The sequence below is a fragment of the Streptomyces sp. NPDC004031 genome, assembly GCF_053604375.1.
Map to the genome: position 1 here is coordinate 1 of NZ_JBSGHL010000159.1, position 1451 is coordinate 1451.

Annotated in this window: 1 protein-coding gene; it reads right to left on the minus strand. The window is 56.7% G+C overall.

The window, feature by feature from the left end:
• On the minus strand, positions 1-739 hold a 739-nt coding region (locus tag ACWERV_RS36810; protein ID WP_452941253.1), incomplete at its 3' end, for a hypothetical protein.
• Between the last annotated feature and the right edge of the window lie 712 nt (positions 740-1451).

The following is a 1451-nucleotide window of genomic DNA, read 5'->3' on the forward strand; positions in this document are numbered from 1 at the left end:
GACCACGCCCGACCGCGGTGAACCAATCCTGGATATCGGCTAGTGGACCCGCTAAACGGAGCGCCTCCTCGAATTCCCCTGCGCGGCGCAAGAGTCCAAGGCGCAGCATGGTCCACTGTAGGCGAAACTCGCTCGCCGGTACGACTCGTGCCGATATGGCTGCCCATCGGCGAGCATCGAGCAACTGATAATGTCCGGACATCGAAGCTTCCGGCGTGCGTGAGATCACATTGCCGAACAAGCGAATCTGTAGATTTGAAGGGAGGGACTCCAGCGCGCCGGCCGGCTCGATCCATTCGCGTGCCCAGGCATTCAGGTAGTCCGTTGTCGGGAGGGCCTCCTGTGCATGCAGAAGGCGATCGACAGCCTCCGACAATCTTCCTTGCCACGCCCAGAGCAATGCCCTGAGCGCTTCGGTCGACGCGTAGCGATGTTCGGTTTCTGGCAGCAACACTTCGTCCGCTCGATCACCTGCTCGCTGCGCATAACGCCTCGCAAGATGCAGCCACTCCGGGCGCGCTGGTGCATAGGTGAGTAGCGCAGCCAAATGCTCGGCGCCGTGCGGGAGATTCTCGCCTGATTCGATTTCGGCAAAAGCGATAAATGCTTCGAACTCCGAGGTTCCGGTGCGAAGCTCAAGTGTTTTTTCCGAGGTAATTGCCGGCGCCGGCACTTTCGTTCCTTTACGGGAAAAAGGTTTCCACCAAGACATATTCTGGTTTTCCAATCCTGTAAACACGTGGCTATAGTTTGCGAATAGGCAGGCCCTTTGGCCATCGTGTGTGTCCGGTTGTCAGACGCCACACATGGCTACCACCACCGCGAATCGTAGTGCACCAAGCGCGAAATCTTCGTCACTGCCAAGGTTGATTGACTACTCGATACTCCTGTTCCTGACGGCTCGAACACGTAATGCAAATGCGCGATGACGCAGACCCTGCGGGAAACGTCGATTCCCGGAAATTTCCTGCAACAACTCGCATATTTTGTCGTCGATAGCTAGACCTTGCTCTAACCAACCGATCGCGAGATCGCACCAATATGGGGTTGGCCATCGCAACCCAGCCGCCATGACTTGTCGAGCAGAATCGACGCTGGATCCATACTCCGCCAGCGGGCGCTCGAGTGGTTTGACGATTGAAGGGGATTTCATCTCGACGCTTGATTTGCGTAGTTTCGGAGGACGGCGAGAGCGACTCCAGTCGATTCTCTTTGATGTTGGCGTTCGTGTCGACCGACTCATTTGACCTGACTGGCAATAGGGTTCATGTTTCCGAACGATGCGCCAGGAACAAAAAAGGCCCTTGCGGGCCTTTTGAAGACAAAGATGCAGACAACGCTTACCGCGTCAACGCCGTAAACCCCTCCAGCAACAGCTCGACATCAGCCGCCTGAATCGCTCCCATCGACGAAATCCGTAACAGCTCCTTCGACAACCCGCCTTGACCCTC